The organism is Streptomyces luteoverticillatus (genome assembly GCF_003970715.1).
GTDB lineage: Bacteria > Actinomycetota > Actinomycetes > Streptomycetales > Streptomycetaceae > Streptomyces > Streptomyces abikoensis.
This window is the reverse complement of the sequence record NZ_CP034587.1, coordinates 2,172,035-2,189,472: the sequence shown is the minus strand read 5'-3', so window position 1 is coordinate 2,189,472 and position 17,438 is coordinate 2,172,035. Positions and strand designations below refer to the sequence as shown.

Here is a 17,438-nt window from a genome sequence, read left to right as displayed (position 1 = left end):
TGGTGGGGGGCTGAACACTTTATCCGGCCCTCACCCGACCCTCACCCGGCCCCCGTGACCGCCATGGGCGGCCGGACCATGCAGTAAGGCAGCGCGATCCTTCACCGGATGGGCCTCCAAAGGCCCGTCGGAGCGAGGATTCCGCTGCCTTGTTACTCCTGAGGGGGTAAGAGGAGGGCCAGGCGTTTCCCCGGGTCCCCGCCATGGTCGCGTATGTGTTCGGGATTCCGGTGGCGACTTCCCTTGCCCTCCACAAGCGGAACTGCTATCTGAGCTGATGCAGCGTCAGATTCGATCCGATCCGGTCGTGTCCGGTCAGGCCCGGGAGGCCCCGCCATGAGCGACATCGTCGAGTACGGACAGCTCTACATCGGCGGCCGCTGGGCCGAGCCCGCCGCAGGAACCGGCGGGCCGGTCATCGAGGTCGTCTCGCCCCACACCGAGGCCGTCATCGGGCGCGTCCCGCACGCCGGGCGCATCGACGTGGACCGGGCCGTCGCGGCAGCGCGGAGCTCCTTCGACTCCGGCGTGTGGTCGGGGCTGCCGCTGGCGGAACGGATCGCCGTGGTCACCCGGATCAAGGACGGCATCGCCGCCCGCCACGAGGAGCTCGCCCGGCTGATCTCCGCGCAGAACGGCTCCCCCTACTCCTGGAGCGTCCTCGCGCAGGCGCTCGGCGCGGTGCTGGTCTGGGACAGCGCCATCGCCATCGCCCGGGACTTCCCCCACGAGGAGCGGCGCGCCGGGGCCCTGGGCCCGCTGCTGGTGCGGCGGGAGCCGGTGGGCGTCGTGGCGGCCGTGGTGCCGTGGAACGTGCCGCAGTTCGTGGCGGCGGCCAAGCTCGCGCCCGCCCTGCTGGCCGGCTGCTCGGTGGTGCTCAAGCCCGCGCCGGAGACGCCCCTGGACGCGTACGTCCTCGCGGAGATCGCCACCGCGTCCGGGCTGCCGGAAGGCGTGCTGTCCATCCTCCCGGGCGGCCGGGAGACCGGTGAGTACCTCGTCGGGCACCCCGGCGTCGACAAGGTCTCCTTCACCGGCTCCGTCGCGGCCGGCAAGCGCGTCATGGAGGTCGCCTCCCGCAACCTCACCCGCGTCACCCTGGAGCTGGGCGGCAAGTCCGCCGCGATCGTCCTGCCCGACGCCGACCTGGACGCCGCCGTCGCCGGCATCGTGCCCAGCGCCTGGATGAACAACGGCCAGGCCTGCGTCGCGCAGACCCGCGTCCTCGCCCCCCGCGCCCACTACGCCGAGCTCGCCGAGCGCCTCGCGGCAGCGGCCACCGCGCTGTTGGTCGGCGATCCGCTCGACCCCGCCACCCAGGTCGGCCCGCTGGTCGCGCGCCGCCAGCGCGAGCGGTCGCTCGACTACATCCGGCTCGGCCGCCTCGACGGCGCGTCCGTCCTGGCCGGCGGCGGCCGCCCCGCCGGGCTGCCGACGGGCTGGTACGTCGAGCCGACCCTCTTCGGCGACGTCACCAACACCATGCGGGTCGCCCGCGAGGAGATCTTCGGGCCCGTCGTCTGCCTGCTGCCCTACGACGACGAGGAAGAGGCGATCGCCATCGCCGACGACTCCGACTACGGGCTCTCCGGCAGCGTCTGGACCGCCGACCTCGAACGCGGCCTGGAGGTCGCCCGCCGGGTGCGCACGGGCACGTACTCCGTGAACACCTTCAGCCTCGACCTGTTCGGCCCCTTCGGCGGCTACAAGGACTCCGGACTGGGGAGGGAGGGCGGGCCCGAGGGTTACGCCGAGTACCTGGAGCAGAAGACCATCCACCTCCCGAAGGGGACGGGCGGTGGATGACCTCCGCTGGCACGTGACCGTCGACCGGACGCGGTGCGTCGGCTCGGGCCAGTGCGCGGGCATCGCCCCGGGGGCGTTCCGGCTGGACGAGCGCCGTCGCTCCCACCCGGTGGGGGAGTCGACGGCGCCATCCGAGGCGGTGCTCGGCGCGGCGGAGTGCTGCCCCGTGGAGGCCGTCACCATCCGGGTGCTCGGCACGGGGGAGGCGGTGTTCCCGCCGGAGGAGTAGCGCTCTCGGCTACAGGGAGCCGTTGATGACGCCTGAGCGGAAGGCGTTCCACTCGTCGGCGGTGTAGCGCAGGTCGGGCCGGTCGGGGTTCTTCGAGTCGCGGACGGCGACGCCCCCGCCGGGGAGGTCGGTTATCTCGACGCATGACTGGCCGCCATTGCTGTCGGGCGACTTGCGCCAGATGGCTCCTGAAAGATCGAGGCCGTAGAGGTCTTCCTTGCGGTCCATTTCTAGTCCTTCTGCATGATGGTTTTGATGATCTCGCGTGAGTCGTCCACGGGAAGCGCGGCGGCGACGATGCGCTCGAACGCCTTCTCGAAGATTCCTACGTGCTCCGTACCCTCGACGAACTGCCCACCCATCAAGTTCTCCGTGAGGACGACCGTCGGCCACGGAGCGGGGAATCGGACCACTTCGAACAGGCTGATCATGCCGGGGTGCGGTGTCATCGCCATGGGCATGAGCTGGATGGTGATGTTCGGCAGGGCGGCCATGTCCAGCAGATGTCGCAGTTGCTCGCGCATGAGGGACGGCTGGGACACGAAGCGCTGGTGCAGTACCGACTCGTGGATGACGGCCCAGAAGTTCAGTGGCGGCCTGCCGTCGCGGGCGGTGAGTACGGACTGGCGCGCCTTGCGGACCTCGACGAGGGCGTTGACTTCCTCTTGAGGGCGCCAGAACGATGAGGCGGCGATGAACTCCCGGGCATAGCCGCCTGTCTGCAGCAGGCCGGGAATCAGGTTCATGGAGCAGACGCGGGTGCTCTCGGCATCCGATTCCAGTGACAGATAGTCCTTGATGTGCGCGTCGACCACGCTTCCGTAGGTCGTCCACCAGCCCCTCTTGCCCGCGTCTCTGGCCAGGGCCTCGATCGCCATGAGGACGTCCGGCGCATCCACGCCGTAGACGCCGAGAAGCTTGGCGGCCTCGACTGGGCGGATGTGGATCTTGGCGTTCTCGATTCTGGAGAGCTTGCTGTTGTCCCATCCCATGAGGGCAGCGGCTTGCTCGATGGTGAGGCCGGTTTCGTTGCGAAAACGGCGGAGTGCTTCGCCGAGGCGTCGACGGCGGAGCGTGGGGACCAGCGGCACGGTCGGCATTCCTTTGTTTCGCCTTTCTGTCGACTACTGGGTTCCTGGGGAACTGAGTTGGGTCAGTTGGTGGGGCAACAGGGCTCATGGCCAAGTGGGTTGGGTGCTCTGGCATTCAATCTGGGTGCAGTCTGTCGCGACGTGGGTGTGCAAGTCGATAGAACAGACTTTCATTCTCTGGGGATTGGCGCCCCAATGTTGCACGGGCTCTGTGCGCAGGGGCATGCTGGCTGAGTCGAGGCGACACGCGTCACGCGATCGCTCGCCCGGCGACTTCCACTCGCATCCGCTCACACGGAGCTGCCGCATGCCCTACTTCCCCGGTACCGCCATGCCCCCGCCGCTTCCGCCCCTGCCGCGACCGACGCTTCAGCAGCGGCTCAAGGCCCGGCACCCGCTCGTCGTGGAACCGCCGGAGGCCGTCGTCGCCCCGGACGACGGTGACGGCGAGAAGCCGGACGCCGGAGACGCGACGTGAGGGGGCTCGTCAGGCTGGCCCGCCGCCTCCTGCGCCGGGCGAGCCGCCATAGGAGCGCCGAGACGGCGACCGCCCCCGTGATCGCCCCGCGCCCCTTCCCCGGCCTGCCGGCGGCACCCCCCGTACCCCACACCGGCGGCCCGCTCTCCTGGCCGACCCGGGAGGAGTGCGGTGTCTGCGCCCGCTACCGGAGCGCCGTCGACCAGGCCGAGGAGCTCGGCTACCCCGGACACGCCGCCTCGTACCGTAGGGCGTGGGAGCGGCACTGCAAGGAGATCCTCCACAGAGAGACCGTAGAGGCGGCCCCGGTCGGCCGAGGCCGCCCGTAGCCGTCGCGGAACGGGAGAACCCCGGCGAGACCTCATCTCGCCGGGGCCCGCCCCGGGCTCGGGGGCCGGTCAGGCGGCCTGGTGGCGCCAGGTGTCGAGGACGGCCCGGACCGCGCTGGACGCGGGTGGCGCGTCCGCTGCCGGATCGGTAGTCGAAGTGGCCGAGGTGGTCGTCGGCCGGACGGTGCGGCAGCAGGACCTTGCCGTCGTTATCCGCGCGCGGCGTCCCAGACCGCGCTGGTCCCGAAGTAGGAGTCGTACAGTTCCTGGACTTCGAGAAGGCTCTCCGGCGGTACCTTGCCGTAGCGGATGCGCTCGAGGTGGCGGAAGTATTCGAAGCGCTCCACCCCGGGCGTGATGATGACGAGCATGTCCGCGATCTCGCCGGGCGCGGCGGCGAAGGCATGCTGCGTGCCGGGCGGTACGACGACCACGTCTCCGCGCTCCGCGGTGACCACTTGATCGCCGGACAGCAGCTGGGCGGTGCCGTCGAGGACGTAGAACATCTCGGCGGACTTGCCGTGGTGGTGCGGACGGGCGCCGTTCGCGCCCTTGCCGAGGGTGACACGCATGCTGGAGAGCGCGCCACCCGTGGCGGAGCTGTCGACGAGCAGCTGGTTGGTCACCGGGCCGCCCGCGCCGGTCAATTCGGCGTCAGCGGCGCGTATGACGACGGTTTCGTCGAAGTCGGGGATGAAGAGAGACATTGCTTGCTCCTGAAATGTTGATCACGCCGAAACGTATGTCATGTGTCAGGTCGAAGGCCACGGTCACCAGGTCATCATGAACGGCCCCAGCTGCAGGCCGAACGAACTGTCCGGAAACGGCGGCAATAGGTGACCGCCGGGGGTCGCCTTGACCTGAAGCGCGATTGAGGTTCTAGCGTGTACTCCAGTTGATCATCTGACGACGGGGGGAAGACGCTCGTGATTCTCGTAACGGGAGCCACCGGGAATGTGGGAAGCGCGCTGCTCAAGGAGCTGCAGGCGTGTGGCGCCGGGCCGCTGAGAGGGCTCACCCGTGACGCCGCGAGGGCCGTGTTCCCCGAAGGGGTCGAGGCCGTTGAAGGTGACTTCGCGGACACGGCGTCATTGAAGCCCGCGTTGGACGGGGTGCGCTCGCTGTTCCTCGTGTCGCGTCTGGGCTCGGATGCCGACATCCTCGAGGCCGCCCGGCAGGCGGGTGTGGAGCACGTGGTGCTCGTGTCGTCCATTACCGTCCAGACCCATCCGCACCTCGGCCCCGCAGGCGAGAACCTGGCGGTCGAGCGACTCCTCAAGGACAGCGGCATGGCCTGGACGATCCTGCGGCCGACGCAATTCGCTTCGAATTCCTTGATGTGGGCGGCGTCGATCCGTGAACACGAGACGGTCCGCGCACCCTACGCGGACACCGGACTTCCCACGATCCACCCCGCGGACATCGCGTCGGTGGCACGGGTGGCGCTGACCGAGCCCGGCCACCACGGGCGGACGTATGCCCTGACCGGTCCGGAGCCGGTGACTGCCCGGCAGCAGGCCGAGGCCATCGCGGCAGTGCTGGGGCGGGAGGTGCCCTTTGCCGAGATCAGCCGGCAGGAGGCGCACGCCCGGATGGCCGCCGTCTTCGGGGACGAGGCCGCGGACGCGGTACTCGACGTCATGGGCGGGGACGTCAACGACGAGATACTGACGGTGCGCGACACGGTTTCACAGGTCACCGGCTCCCCGGCCAGACCGTTCCGGCAGTGGGCTGCGGAGAATGCCGCCGCCTTCCGTTGAACCCCCCGGGCCCCTGGGCCGACCTGCGTTCGCCCTGGTCCGTACATATGTTTACGCATGCGTTCCGCACTGCACGTTCATGACAGATGCGACTGTCCCGGCCCCCCGTGGCGTGGAAATCTCTTCCCGTCGCAGCTCAAGGGGGGCCGATGGAAAAGCGGTACGAGGTCTACTGCCTGGCCGACAGGCACTTCTACGAGATCCCGGACCGGCTGTCCCGCCCGGCCTCCGGTGCGGACGGCGGCCGGGTCGAGGACGCTTTGTTCGAAACCGCCCGGCGGCCCGTGCCCGAGGGGTGGACGAGCGGGCGCAACGGCGACTGGCTCCACCTCGCGCCCCTCGGCGCGGACGGACGGCAGCCCGCGCAAGGCTGGAAGATCCATGTGTCGGCCACGGCGGACGGCGCCGACAAGACCGCCGCCGACGTCTGGGACTACTGCGTCCCCCGGGGCATCCCGTTCAAGTTCGTCCCCGCGCCCCACCTGCTCCACCTCCGCAACAACAAGTACGCGCCCCGCGACGCCAGCGGAAAGTTCGTCACCATCTACCCCGCCGACGAGGACAGCCTGCGCACCGTCCTCACCGACCTGGAAGGGATCCTCGGCGGGCGCCCGGGCCCGTACATCCTCACCGACCTGCGCTGGCACGACGGGCCGCTGTACGTGCGCTACGGCGCCTTCGCCCGCCGCTACTGCGTCGACGCGCGCGGCAGCCTCGTGCCCGCCATCGAGGGCGCGGACGGCACGCTCGTCCCCGACCCGCGCGACCCCGCCTTCCAGGTGCCCGCGTGGGTGACCCTGCCTCCGTTCCTGGAGCCCCACCTGGCCGCCCGCAACGCGACCACCGTCGCCGACCTGCCCTACCGCATCGAGAAGGCCCTGCACTTCTCCAACGGCGGCGGCGTCTACCGGGGCACCGACACCCGCGACGGCTCGCGGGTCGTCCTCAAGGAGGCCCGCCCGCACGCCGGGCTCGCCGCCGACGGCGCCGACGCCATCGCCCGGCTGGAACGCGAGAAGGACGCCCTCGACCGGCTCGCCGGCCTCGGCGTCGCCCCCGGCGTCCGCGACTGGCTCACCATCGGCGACCACCGCTTCCTCGTCATGGACTTCGTCGAGGGCCGCCCCCTCAACTCCTTCTTCGGCGAACGCCACCCGCTGCTCGCCGCCGACCCCGACCCGGCCGCCGTCGCCGACTACACCGCCTGGGCCCTGCGGATCCACCGAGGGGTGGAACGAGCCGTCGAAGCCGTCCACTCCCGGGGCGTGGTCTTCAACGACCTCCACATGTTCAACATCATGGTCGGGCCCGACGAGGAGTCCGTCACCCTCATCGACTTCGAGGCCGCCGCGCCCGCCACCGAGGGCGGCCGGCAGATCGTCGCCCACCCCGGCTTCTTCGCCCCACCGGACCGCACCGGCACCGACGTCGACCGCTACGCCCTCGCCTGCCTGCGGATCGCGCTGTTCCTGCCCGTCACCACGCTCTTCGTCATCGACCGGGCGAAGGCCGCGCACCTCGCCGACATCATCGCCGAGCACTTCCCCGCCGTACCGCGGGAGTTCCTCGACGAGGCCGTCGCCGAGATCACGCGGGAGGCGTCCGGTGGTGCCGCCGCGCCGTCCGGTCCCGCCATGGTGGGCCCGGTGTCCGCCGGGCCCGTGGCGGCCACGGTCCTCCCCCCTACGGACGACTGGCCCGCCGCCCGCGACTCCATGGTCCGCGCCATCCTCGCCTCCGCCACACCCGAGCGCGACGACCGGCTCTTCCCCGGGGACATCGCCCAGTTCTCCGAGGGCGGCGGCCTCGGCCTCGCCCACGGCGCCGCCGGAGTCCTGTACGCGCTCGCCGAGACCGGCGCCGACCGCTACGAGCAGGGCGAACGCTGGCTGCTCGCCCACACCGACCCCGGCGCGACCCCGCCCGGCACCCCGCTCGGCCTCTACGACGGACTCGCGGGCGTCGCCCACGTCCTCCACCGCCTCGGCCACACCCGGCGCGCCCTCGACCTGACCGCCACCCTTCTCGGCGAGAAGTGGCAACGCCTCACGTCCGGTCTGCGCGGCGGGCTCGCCGGCATCGGCCTGCACCTCGACGATCTGGCGCGCACGACGGGCGAGCGCCACTTCCACGAACGCGCGGTGGAGGCGGCCCAGTTGCTGGCCGACCGGCTCGCCGCCGACGGTGGTCAGGGGCAGCGCGCCGGTCTGATGCGCGGCGCCACCGGCTCCGCCCTCCTCTTCCTCCGGCTGTACGAGCGCACCGGCGCGCCCGCCCTCCTCGACCTCGCAGGCAACGCCCTGCGCGCCGACCTCGCGCGCTGCGTCCGCACCGCCAACGGCGCCCTCGACGTCGACGAGGGCTGGCGGACCATGCCCTACCTCGGTGACGGCAGCGTCGGCATCGGCGCCGTCCTGGACGACTACCTCGCCCACGTCCCCGACCCGGACGAGGACCTCACCGAGGCCCGCGCCGCGATCCTGACCGCCGCCCGGTCCCGCTTCTACGCCCACCCCGGCCTCTTCCAGGGCCGCGCCGGAATGATCTGGCACCTCGGCCGCACGACGACGCCGGGGACCGCTTCGGCCGACCTGGCCGCCCAAGTGGCCGCCCTGGGCTGGTACGGCATCCCCTACCAGGGCGAACTTGCCTTCCCGGGCAGTCAGATGATGCGGCTGTCGATGGACCTCGCCACGGGCACGGCGGGCTGTCTGCTCGCGCTCGGCTCCCTCCAGGGCGACGCCGGGCTGCCCTTCCTCCCGCCCCCACGGGGGCCCCAGAGCCGGCTCCACCTCGTCGTGGAGTCGTGACCAACCGTTCCACCTGTTCACTTCCGTCCCCACGAAAGGAATCAGAACCATGGCGCTTCTCGACCTGCAGAACATGGAGTCCGACAGCCACGACGGTGGCCACGGCGGCGGCGGGCAGAGCACGGTCAGCCTGCTCTCGTGCATCAGCACGGCCAGCGTGCTGCTGTGCCTGTGACGACTCACGCTCGCGGGTGACCGCTCAGGGTGGGCCCTCCCCCGGAGGGAGGGCCCACCCGGGCCCGGGGCGAAGCCCTCGGGCCGCGGGGGCCGGGGCGGCAGCCCCGGGAAACGGCGAAAGGGCGGGACCGGGGCCCCACTCCGCCGCCACGGCGTCCAGCCACCCCCCTACCGGCCCGGCGGTGCCGGACCCACCCCCGGTACATGGAGGACGACCGCATGACCTCGACGGCACCGCACGAGGCGACGCGCCGCGGCGACCACCTCCTCCTCACCACCCTCCGCACCACCGCCCCCCGCACCACCGCCCTCGTCCTGATCGCCACCGCGAGCACGGGCGCCGCTCTGCTGCTGCCCGCCGTGCTCGGGCACACCCTCGACCTGCTGATCGGGGGGCACGGGCGCGACGGCACGACCCACCGCTGGGTCCTCCTGTGCGCCGCCCTCGTCTGCGTCCCCGCCGTCCTCGACGCGCTCGGCGAGTTCCTCACCGCCACCACCACCGCCCGCACCACCGCCCTGCTGCGCCGCGCCGCGCTCGGCCACGTCCTCGCGGCGGGCCCCCGGGCCGCGGCCCGGATGACGCCGGGCGACCTCGTCACCCGGCTCGTCGGCAACGCCGCCCAGGCCGGCACGGCCCCGGCGACCGTCGCCGGCACCGTCACCGCCGTCGTCGGCCCGGTCGGCGGCATCGTCGCGCTCGCCCTCCTCGACCCGTGGCTCGCCCTCGTGTTCCTCGCGGGCGCGCCGCTGCTCGTGCTGCTGCTGCGGACGTTCACCCGCGCCTCCACCGACAGCCTCGCCGGCTACCAGCGCCTGCAGGGCGAGCTCGCCGGGCGGCTGATGGAGGCCGTCGGCGGCGCCCGGACCATCGCGGCCGCCGGCACGGCCGCCCGCGAACGGGACCGCGTCCTCGAACCTCTCCCCGGCCTCTCCCGCCACGGCCACCGCATGTGGCGGGTGCAGGGCCGCTCCTCCGCCCAGGCGACGGCCCTGGTGCCGCTGCTCCAGATCGCCGTCCTCGCCGTCGCCGGGCTGGAGCTGTCGCGGGGCAGGCTGAGCGTCGGCGACCTGCTGGCGGCGTCCCGCTACGCGGTCCTCGCGACGGGCGTCGGCATGCTCGTCGGGCACCTGGGGGCGCTGGTCCACGGGCGTACCGCCGCGCGCCGCCTGGCCGAGGTCCACGCCCTGCCGCCGACCGTGCACGGCACCCGGCGGCTGCCCGCCGACGGCGACGGGACGCTGCGGCTGCGCGGCGTCGGCGCCGAGCGCGGCGGGCGGACGGTGCTGCGCGGGGTGGACCTCGTCGTACCGGGCGGCTCGACGACGGCCGTCGTCGGCCGCTCCGGCACGGGCAAGTCCGTCCTCGCCGAACTGGCCGGCCGCCTCGCCGATCCCGACGCGGGCGAGATCACCCTCGACGGGGTCCCGCTGCGCGAGCTCGCCCACGACGAACTGCGCCGCCAGGTCGGCTACGCCTTCGCCCGCCCGGCGCTGCTCGGCGGCACGATCGGCGGGACGCTCGCCTTCGGCTCGTTCACGCCCCCGCCCGAGGCCGTCGTCGACGCCGCCCGCGCGGCGTGCGCGGACGACTTCGTACGGCGGCTGCCGGACGGCTACGACACGGCGTGCGCGGCCGCGCCCCTCTCCGGCGGCGAGGCCCAACGCCTCGGCCTCGCCCGCGCCTTCGCCCACGCGGGGCGGCTGCTGATCCTGGACGACGCGACGTCCAGCCTCGACTCGGTCACGGAGGCGCGGGTGGCCGACGCGCTGCTGCACGACGTCGCCGCCCGCACGCGGCTGATCGTCGCGCACCGGCTCGCGACGGCGGAACGGGCCGACCGCGTCGCCTGGCTGGACGGGGGGAGAGTGCGGGCCGTCGGCCCGCATGCGGAGCTGTGGCGGCGGCTGCCGGAGTACCGGGCGGTGTTCGAGGGGTGACGGGGTACCCACCCCACCCCCACCCCCACGGCGCGCAACCGAATCGGAGGTACCCGGCGGTGCCGAACCACCCGCTCCTGACCCACCTGTCAAAGCAGCGCCGCGTCCTCGCGGCCCTCGCCGCCTGGTCCGTCGTCGAGGCCGCCCACACCCTCACCACCGGCTACGCCCTCGCCCGCGCCCTCGACACCGGCTTCCTGGCCGGTCGCCCGGCCACCGGCCTGCTCTGGCTCGCGGCCGCCGCGCTCGCCGTCGTCGTCGGCGCCTACGGCACCGGGCGGACCTTCCGGGGGGTGGCCGCGCTGGTGGAGCCCTTCCGGGACGCGCTCGTCCGCCGCGTCGTGACCCGCGCGCTGGGAGACGGCGACGCCGCCGCCGTCTCCCGGCTCACCCACCAAGTGGAGATCGCCCGCGACACGTTCGCCGGCCTGGTGATGGTGACGCGCTCGTTCGTCTTCACGGCCGCCGGCGCCCTGGTGGGCCTGTTCCTGCTCGCGCCCGTCCTCCTCGCCGTCGTCGTACCGCCGCTCCTCCTCGGCCTCGGGCTGTTCCTCGCGACGCTGCGGCCGCTGGCCCGCCGCCAGGAGGCGTTCCTGGTCGCCGACGAGGCGCTGGCGCAGTCGTGCGGCGAGGCGTGCGCGGGCCTGCGCGACATCGCCGCGGGCGGCGGCGAGGCACGCGTACGGACGGACACGGGCGCGCTCGTCGAAGCCGAGCTCCGCGCCTCGACCGACCTCGCCCGCTGGTCCGTGGCGAGGGCGGCGGCCCTGGCCCTCGCGGGCCGCTTCCCCGTCGTGCCGCTGCTCGTCGCGACGCCCTGGCTGCTGGATCACGGGGTGACCGCGGGCGCGCTCGTCGGCGCGCTGGCATACCTGACGCAGTCGCTGCTGCCCGCGCTCCAGAGCCTCATCCACGGGCTGGGCGCGAGCGGTTCACGGCTGGCGGTGGTCGTCCGGAGGCTGACGGCGGCGGCCCCGGAGCCGACATCCACCACTGCTCCAGGGCCCACCACCGACCCCGCCGCCCCCGCCGTCGAACTGCGCCGCGTCACCTTCGGCTACGGCGCCCACGCCGAGCCCGTCGTCCGCGACCTCGACCTCACCCTTCCGCCCGGCACGCGGCTGGTCGTCGTCGGGCCGAGCGGCGTGGGCAAGTCCACGCTGGCGGGGCTGATCGCGGGGCTGCTGGAGCCGTCGTCCGGCGAGGTGCGGGTGGGCGGCGCGGCGGCGCGTGCCGAGGGGGCGGCGGCACGGCGCGTGCTCATCCCGCAGGAGGCGTACGTCTTCTCCGGCACCGTCGGCGACAACCTGCGCTACCTGCGCGACGACCCCGTCGGCGAGCGCGAGGTGCTGGCCGCCGCCGAGGCGATCGGCGCTGACGCGCTCGTCCGGCGGCTGGGCGGGCTGGACGCACCCGTGACGCCGGACGAGCTCTCGGCGGGGGAGCGGCAACTGATCGCGCTGGTCCGCGCGTACCTCTCGCCGGCCCCCGTGGCGCTGCTGGACGAGGCGGCCTGCCATCTGGACCCCGCCGCCGAGGCGCGCGCCGAGGGCGCCTTCGCGGCGCGCCCCGGCGGGACCCTCGTGGTCGTCGCGCACCGCGCGGGCTCGGCCCGGCGCGCGGATCGCGTGCTGGTCATGGACGGTCCCGGTACGGTCGCCGGCACGCACCGGGAGCTCATGGCGCGTTCGGCGCCGTACCGGGAGCTGATGGGCGGGGGACAGCGTTCCTCACACCCAGCCGGCGCCGCGCGAGATGCGGATCGCGTCCACCCGGTTGCGGGCCCCGGTCTTCCGGGTGATGGCGGCCATGTAGTTGCGCACGGTTCCGTTCGACAGGTGGAGGCTGCGCGCGATCTCGCCGACGGAGGCGCCCTCGGCGGCGAGTGAGAGCACGCTCAGCTCCCGCCGGGTCAGGGGTATCTCGGCCGCCTGGAGGAAGCCGAAGCCGAGGGTCTCGTCGATGTAGCGCTCGCCCTTCGCGACATGCCGTATGCCTTCGACCAGCCGGTCAGGAGAAGCGTTTTTGCTGAGGTAGCCCAGGGCGCCGGCCTCATAGGCGCGACGCAGCGGGCCGGGGCGTCCGGTGGTCGTCAGCGCCAGCAGGACGGGCCGGGCGGCGGCCCGTTCGCCGCCACCGCCTTCCGGACATCGCCCGTCCCCGGTCCGCGCCTCCCCCGCCCGGAGGTTCACGCACTCGACCGCGTCCGGGCTGTCCATGTCGGCCACGCACACATCGGGTCGTGTCGTACGGGCCGCGGTGGCCGCGCCCCGCCAGGAGGTCGAGAACACGTCCAGGTCCGGTTCTCTGCCGAGGAGTGCCGCCAGTGCCATGCGCAGCAGATAGGTGTCGTGTATCAGAAGGACCCGTATCACGGTCTGCCTCTCCCGCTCCGTGTGGCGAAAAGCCTCGGACACGCCAGTAAATTCATACCGGCGCGAGCCATCGCTCCGGGTGCAGTTACCCGCTACCCGGGGGGCGTAAGGGCGTAGGGGGCAGGTCGGGTCCGCCTCAACTCCGGGTGCCGTGCGCCTGGCGCGACGGCCCCGGGCCGATGAGGCGGCAGACCGTCTCGATGTCGATCCGCACCTGCGCGATGGACGCCCGCCCCGACAGCCAGGTGATCAGCGCCGAGTGCCAGGTGTGCTCGATGACGCGGACGGCCGACAGCTGGGCCGGGGTGGGCGGGCCCGCCGGGCCCATGGCGTCCAGGATGATGGTGGTGGTCAGCCGGGAGACCGTGTCCACCTCGGCGCTCACCGACCGGTCGGCGAAGGTCAGGGCGCGCACCATGGCGTCGGCCAGATGCGGTTCGCGCTGCATCGCGCGGAACGCCCGCATCAGGGTCTGCGCGACGCGCGCGGCCGGGTCGTCCTCCGTCGGGGGGCGCTCGCGCAGCGCGGCGTGGAGCTGCTCCAGCTGGTCGCGCATGATGGCGACGAGCAGATGGACCTTGGACGGGAAGTAGCGGTAGAGCGTGCCGAGGGCGACGCCCGAGGACTCGGCGACCTCCCGCATCTGGACGGCGTCGAAGCCGCCGCGGCTCGCCAGCCGGGTGGTGGCCTGGAGGATCCGGCGGCGCCGGGCCTCCTGACGCGCGGTCAGGGCAGGCGCGGACGAGGGCGGCGCGGGCGAGGGCGGCGCGGGCGAGGGCGGCGCGGGCGCGGCCGGGGCGGGCTCGAGGGGCGGCGCGGCCGACGTGGACTCCGCCGACGTGGGTTCCGTCGTCCTGGATTCCATCGTCATATGTCCCGTTTCATCGTGTCGTGCAACACTCCGTCCGGCGGCACCCGGGGGGCCTTGCCGGGGGCCTTGGACGGCACAGCATGACAGGGGTCGGGTCGTGGCGCGAATCACCCGGCGGTGCTCTTTCGGTCCCCTGACATCCCGGTAGATTCAAGCTTCTGACGACCCAGTCTGAAACTTGTTCTAGATTAGCGCGACCCGTTACGCTCCGGCGGAACAGCCAGCGAGAAGGAGGCCGGAGTGACCGCTGAGGCCACGGAGGCATCGGTCACGCGAGCCCGCAGCAGCCTCCCGGCCGGGGGCGACCCCGCGCGTGGCGATTCACCGCTGCGCATCGCGATGCTCACCTACAAGGGCAACCCCTTCTGCGGCGGCCAGGGCGTCTACGTCCGCCACCTCTCCCGCGAGCTCGCCCGCCTCGGCCACTCCGTCGAGGTCATCGGCGCCCAGCCCTACCCCGTCCTCGACGAGGGCGTCCCGCTCACCGAGCTCCCCAGCCTCGACCTCTACCGGCAGCCGGACCCCTTTCGCACCCCGGGCCGCGACGAGTACCGCGACTGGATCGACCTCCTGGAGGTCGGCACCATGTGGGCCGGACGCTTCCCCGAGCCGCTGACGTTCTCGCTGCGCGCCCGCCGCCACCTCGCCGCCCGGCGCGGCGACTTCGACGTCGTCCACGACAACCAGACCCTCGGCTACGGGCTCCTGGGCGGCCCCGGCGCCATCGGCGCGCCGCTCGTCACCACCGTCCACCACCCCATCACCGTCGACCGGCAGCTGGAGCTGGACGCCGCGAAGGACTGGAAGCGCCGGGCGTCCGTGCGCCGCTGGTACGCGTTCACCCGCATGCAGAAACGTGTCGCCAGGCGGCTGCCGTCCGTGCTGACCGTCTCCGGCTCCTCCCGCCAGGAGATCGTCGACCACCTCGGGGTGCGCCGGGACCGGGTCCACGTCGTCCACATCGGCGCCGACACCGATCTCTTCTCGCCGGATCCGGCCGTCGCCGAGGTGCCGGGGCGGATCGTCACCACCTCGAGCGCGGACGTCCCGCTCAAGGGCCTCGTCCACCTGATCGACGCGCTCGCCCCGGTCCGCGCCCGGCATCCGGACGCCCACCTGGTCGTCGTCGGCAAGCGTGCCGAGGACGGGCCGGTGGCGACGGCGATCCGCCGCCACGGCCTGGAGAACGCCGTCGAGTTCGTCAAGGGCATCACGGACGAGGAGCTCGTCGACCTCGTCCGCTCGGCGCAGGTCGCGTGCGTGCCGTCGCTGTACGAGGGGTTCTCGCTGCCGGCCGCCGAGGCCATGGCCACGGGCACCCCGCTGGTGGCCACGACCGGGGGAGCGATCCCCGAGGTCGCCGGGCCCGACGGCGAGACGTGCCTGGCGGTGCCGCCGGGCGACGCGGACGCGCTGGCCGCCGGGCTCTCCCGGCTCCTCGGCGACGCGGACCTGCGGCGGCGCCTGGGGGCGGCGGGACGGGAACGCGTCCTGGCCAGGTTCACCTGGCGGCAGGCGGCGATCGGGACGGCCGAGCACTATCGCGCGGCGATCGCGCGGGCCGGAGCGACGCCGGGCCGGTCGGGCACCGCCGGATGACGCCGGCGGGGGCCGGCCGGCGCCGCGGCGGTGGGGGCACCCCTCCCGCCGCAACGGCGCGCAACCACCGTCAACGTGCCCGGCGGTGCCGAACCCACGAGAAAGTGAACACTCCGTGCTGACCGTCGATTTCTCCCGCTTCCCGCTCGCCGCAGGCGACCGCGTCCTCGACCTCGGGTGCGGCGCGGGCCGCCACGCCTTCGAGTGCTACCGGCGCGGGGCCCGGGTCGTCGCCCTCGACCGCAACGCGGACGAGATCCGCGAGGTCGCCAAGTGGTTCGCCGCCATGAAGGAGGCCGGGGAGGCCCCCGAGGGCGCCACCGCCACCGCCATGGAGGGCGACGCCCTCGCCCTGCCCTTCCCCGACGCGAGCTTCGACGTCGTCATCATCTCCGAGGTCATGGAGCACATCCCGGACGACAAGGGCGTGCTCGCCGAGATGGTGCGCGTCCTCAAGCCCGGCGGCCGGATAGCCGTCACCGTGCCCCGCTACGGCCCGGAGAAGATCTGCTGGGCGCTCAGCGACGCGTACCACGAGGTCGAGGGCGGCCACATCCGCATCTACAAGGCCGACGAACTCCTCCGCAAGATGACCGAGGCCGGCCTCGAGCCCTACGGCACCCACCACGCCCACGGCCTCCACAGCCCCTACTGGTGGCTCAAGTGCGCCTTCGGCGTCGACAACGACAAGGTGCTGCCCGTCCGCGCGTACCACAAGCTGCTGGTCTGGGACATCATGAAGAAGCCCGCCGCCACGCGCGTCGCCGAGCAGCTGCTCAACCCCGTCATCGGCAAGAGCTTCGTCGCCTACGCGACCAAGCCGCACCTGCCCGAGGACGCCGCCAAGTGACCGCCTTCAGCGGCCCCGGCCGCACCGAACGCCTCGTCCTGCCGGGCGTCCTCACCGCCGAGGAGGCGGCCGGCACCGTCGCCGGCATCGCCGCCGTCCAGCGCCCGGACGGCGCCATACCGTGGTTCACCGGCCACCACCTCGACCCCTGGGACCACGTCGAGGCCGCCATGGCCCTGGACGCCGCCGGTGAGCGCTCCCGCGCCGAGGCCGCCTACCGCTGGCTCGCCGACCACCAGAACCCCGACGGCTCCTGGTACGCCGCCTACGCCGACGGCGACGCGGCGCGGCCCGCCGACCGCTCCCGCGAGACGAACTTCGTCGCCTACGTCGCCGTCGGCGTCTGGCACCACTACCTCTCCACCGGCGACGACGCCTTCCTCGACCGCATGTGGCCGACCGTCTTCGCCGCCGTCGAGTTCGTCCTGCGGCTCCAGCAGCCGGGCGGCCAGATCGGCTGGAAGCGGGAGGACGACGGCACGGACGTCACCGACGCCCTGCTCACCGGCTCCTCCTCCATCCACCAGGCGCTGCGCTGCGCGCTCGCCATCGCCGAGCACCGCGAGGAGCCGCAGCCGGACTGGGAGCTGGCCGCCGGCCTCCTGGCCCACGCCATACGCCACCACCCGGAGCGCTTCCTCGACAAGAGCCGCTACTCCATGGACTGGTACTACCCGGTCCTCGGCGGCGCCCTGACCGGCCCGGCGGCCAAGGAGCGCATCGAGGAGCGCTGGGACGACTTCGTCGTCCCGGGTCTCGGTGTCCGCTGCGTCGTCCCCAACCCCTGGGTCACCGGCGGCGAGAGCTGCGAACTGGCGCTGGCCCTGTGGGCGATGGGCGAGTCCGACCGCGCCGTGGACATCCTCCAGTGGATCCAGCACCTGCGCGCCGAGGATGGCATGTACTGGACGGGCTACGTCTTCGAGGACAAGGCGGTCTGGCCCGAGGAGCGCACGACGTGGACGGCCGGCTCCCTGCTGCTCGCCGTCGCCGCCCTCGGCGGCGACGAGGCGACGACGGCGGTCTTCGGCGGCGAGCGCCTGCCGTCCGGCCTGGAGCCCGACTGCTGCGACGGCTGACGGGCCGACGCCGGGGCCGGCCCGCTCGGTGTGCCGGACGAAA

16 protein-coding genes and 1 pseudogene are annotated in these 17,438 nt (G+C 73.2%); 12 read left to right on the top strand and 5 right to left on the bottom strand.

The features are described 5' to 3' along the window. Positions 1–336: 336 nt before the first annotated feature. Together EKH77_RS09280 and EKH77_RS09275 are read left to right on the top strand one after the other, a co-directional pair. Positions 337–1,806, top strand: a complete 1,470-nt coding sequence (locus EKH77_RS09280; protein ID WP_126913930.1) for an aldehyde dehydrogenase — start codon at positions 337–339, stop codon at positions 1,804–1,806. Next, positions 1,799–2,035, top strand: coding sequence for a ferredoxin (locus tag EKH77_RS09275; protein ID WP_126913929.1), 237 nt, complete (start codon positions 1,799–1,801; stop codon positions 2,033–2,035). The genes EKH77_RS09280 and EKH77_RS09275 overlap by 8 nt, the downstream gene beginning before the upstream one ends. Before the next feature lie 9 nt (positions 2,036–2,044). Here EKH77_RS09275 and EKH77_RS09270 read toward each other — a convergent pair whose 3' ends face one another. Both EKH77_RS09270 and EKH77_RS09265 read right to left on the bottom strand, forming a co-directional pair. Beyond that, complete coding sequence (locus tag EKH77_RS09270) at positions 2,045–2,263, bottom strand: DUF397 domain-containing protein (RefSeq protein WP_126913928.1); 219 nt, start codon at positions 2,261–2,263, stop codon at positions 2,045–2,047. Positions 2,264–2,265: 2 nt separating this feature from the next. Continuing rightward, positions 2,266–3,135: a helix-turn-helix domain-containing protein gene (locus EKH77_RS09265; protein ID WP_126913927.1), complete on the bottom strand. Its 870-nt coding sequence runs from the start codon at positions 3,133–3,135 to the stop codon at positions 2,266–2,268. A 298-nt stretch (positions 3,136–3,433) separates the two neighbouring features. On the opposite strand from EKH77_RS09265, the gene EKH77_RS32965 reads away from it, so the two are divergent. Together EKH77_RS32965 and EKH77_RS09260 are read left to right on the top strand one after the other, a co-directional pair. Continuing rightward, positions 3,434–3,604, top strand: coding sequence for a hypothetical protein (locus EKH77_RS32965; protein WP_164737770.1), 171 nt, complete (start codon positions 3,434–3,436; stop codon positions 3,602–3,604). Then, positions 3,601–3,933, top strand: coding sequence for a hypothetical protein (locus EKH77_RS09260; RefSeq protein ID WP_126913926.1), 333 nt, complete (start codon positions 3,601–3,603; stop codon positions 3,931–3,933). Before EKH77_RS32965 ends, EKH77_RS09260 begins: the two co-directional genes overlap by 4 nt. A gap of 209 nt (positions 3,934–4,142) precedes the next feature. Here EKH77_RS09260 and EKH77_RS09255 read toward each other — a convergent pair whose 3' ends face one another. After that, positions 4,143–4,640, bottom strand: a complete 498-nt coding sequence (locus EKH77_RS09255; RefSeq protein ID WP_126913925.1) for a cupin domain-containing protein — start codon at positions 4,638–4,640, stop codon at positions 4,143–4,145. Positions 4,641–4,859: 219 nt separating this feature from the next. Between EKH77_RS09255 and EKH77_RS09250 the strand changes: the two genes are divergently transcribed. The 5 genes and pseudogenes from EKH77_RS09250 to EKH77_RS34725 all read left to right on the top strand — a co-directional run. After that, entirely contained in the window at positions 4,860–5,693 is an 834-nt protein-coding gene (locus EKH77_RS09250) for an NAD(P)H-binding protein (RefSeq protein ID WP_126913924.1), read from the top strand. A 149-nt stretch (positions 5,694–5,842) separates the two neighbouring features. After that, positions 5,843–8,503 carry a class III lanthionine synthetase LanKC gene (gene lanKC, locus EKH77_RS09245; protein WP_126913923.1) on the top strand — a complete coding sequence of 887 codons (2,661 nt, stop codon included), beginning with the start codon at positions 5,843–5,845 and terminating at the stop codon, positions 8,501–8,503. Positions 8,504–8,552: 49 nt separating this feature from the next. Next, positions 8,553–8,678, top strand: coding sequence for a SapB/AmfS family lanthipeptide (locus EKH77_RS09240; protein ID WP_126913922.1), 126 nt, complete (start codon positions 8,553–8,555; stop codon positions 8,676–8,678). Between the two features lie 221 nt (positions 8,679–8,899). Then, the gene (locus EKH77_RS09230) at positions 8,900–10,621 is read left to right on the top strand and encodes an ABC transporter ATP-binding protein (protein WP_126913921.1); all 1,722 of its coding nucleotides are present in this window, start codon (positions 8,900–8,902) and stop codon (positions 10,619–10,621) included. A gap of 434 nt (positions 10,622–11,055) precedes the next feature. Next, a pseudogene (locus EKH77_RS34725) lies at positions 11,056–12,072 on the top strand (ATP-binding cassette domain-containing protein); the annotation flags it as partial. A gap of 279 nt (positions 12,073–12,351) precedes the next feature. Here the strand turns inward: EKH77_RS34725 and EKH77_RS34720 are convergent. Then, positions 12,352–12,996, bottom strand: a complete 645-nt coding sequence (locus tag EKH77_RS34720) for a response regulator transcription factor (protein WP_411950258.1) — start codon at positions 12,994–12,996, stop codon at positions 12,352–12,354. A gap of 136 nt (positions 12,997–13,132) precedes the next feature. After that, complete coding sequence (locus EKH77_RS09215) at positions 13,133–13,867, bottom strand: TetR family transcriptional regulator (RefSeq protein WP_240667291.1); 735 nt, start codon at positions 13,865–13,867, stop codon at positions 13,133–13,135. A gap of 240 nt (positions 13,868–14,107) precedes the next feature. Here EKH77_RS09215 and EKH77_RS09210 point away from each other — a divergent pair, with 240 nt between their 5' ends. The 3 genes from EKH77_RS09210 to EKH77_RS09200 all read left to right on the top strand — a co-directional run bounded on the left by EKH77_RS09210 (position 14,108) and on the right by EKH77_RS09200 (position 17,395). Further along, the gene (locus EKH77_RS09210) at positions 14,108–15,466 is read left to right on the top strand and encodes a glycosyltransferase family 4 protein (RefSeq protein ID WP_126913920.1); all 1,359 of its coding nucleotides are present in this window, start codon (positions 14,108–14,110) and stop codon (positions 15,464–15,466) included. Between the two features lie 115 nt (positions 15,467–15,581). Then, the gene (locus EKH77_RS09205) at positions 15,582–16,316 is read left to right on the top strand and encodes a class I SAM-dependent methyltransferase (RefSeq protein ID WP_126913919.1); all 735 of its coding nucleotides are present in this window, start codon (positions 15,582–15,584) and stop codon (positions 16,314–16,316) included. After that, positions 16,313–17,395 (top strand): prenyltransferase, encoded by a 1,083-nt coding sequence (locus EKH77_RS09200; protein WP_126913918.1) that lies wholly within the window; start codon positions 16,313–16,315, stop codon positions 17,393–17,395. The genes EKH77_RS09205 and EKH77_RS09200 overlap by 4 nt, the downstream gene beginning before the upstream one ends. The last annotated feature ends 43 nt before the right edge of the window (positions 17,396–17,438 follow it).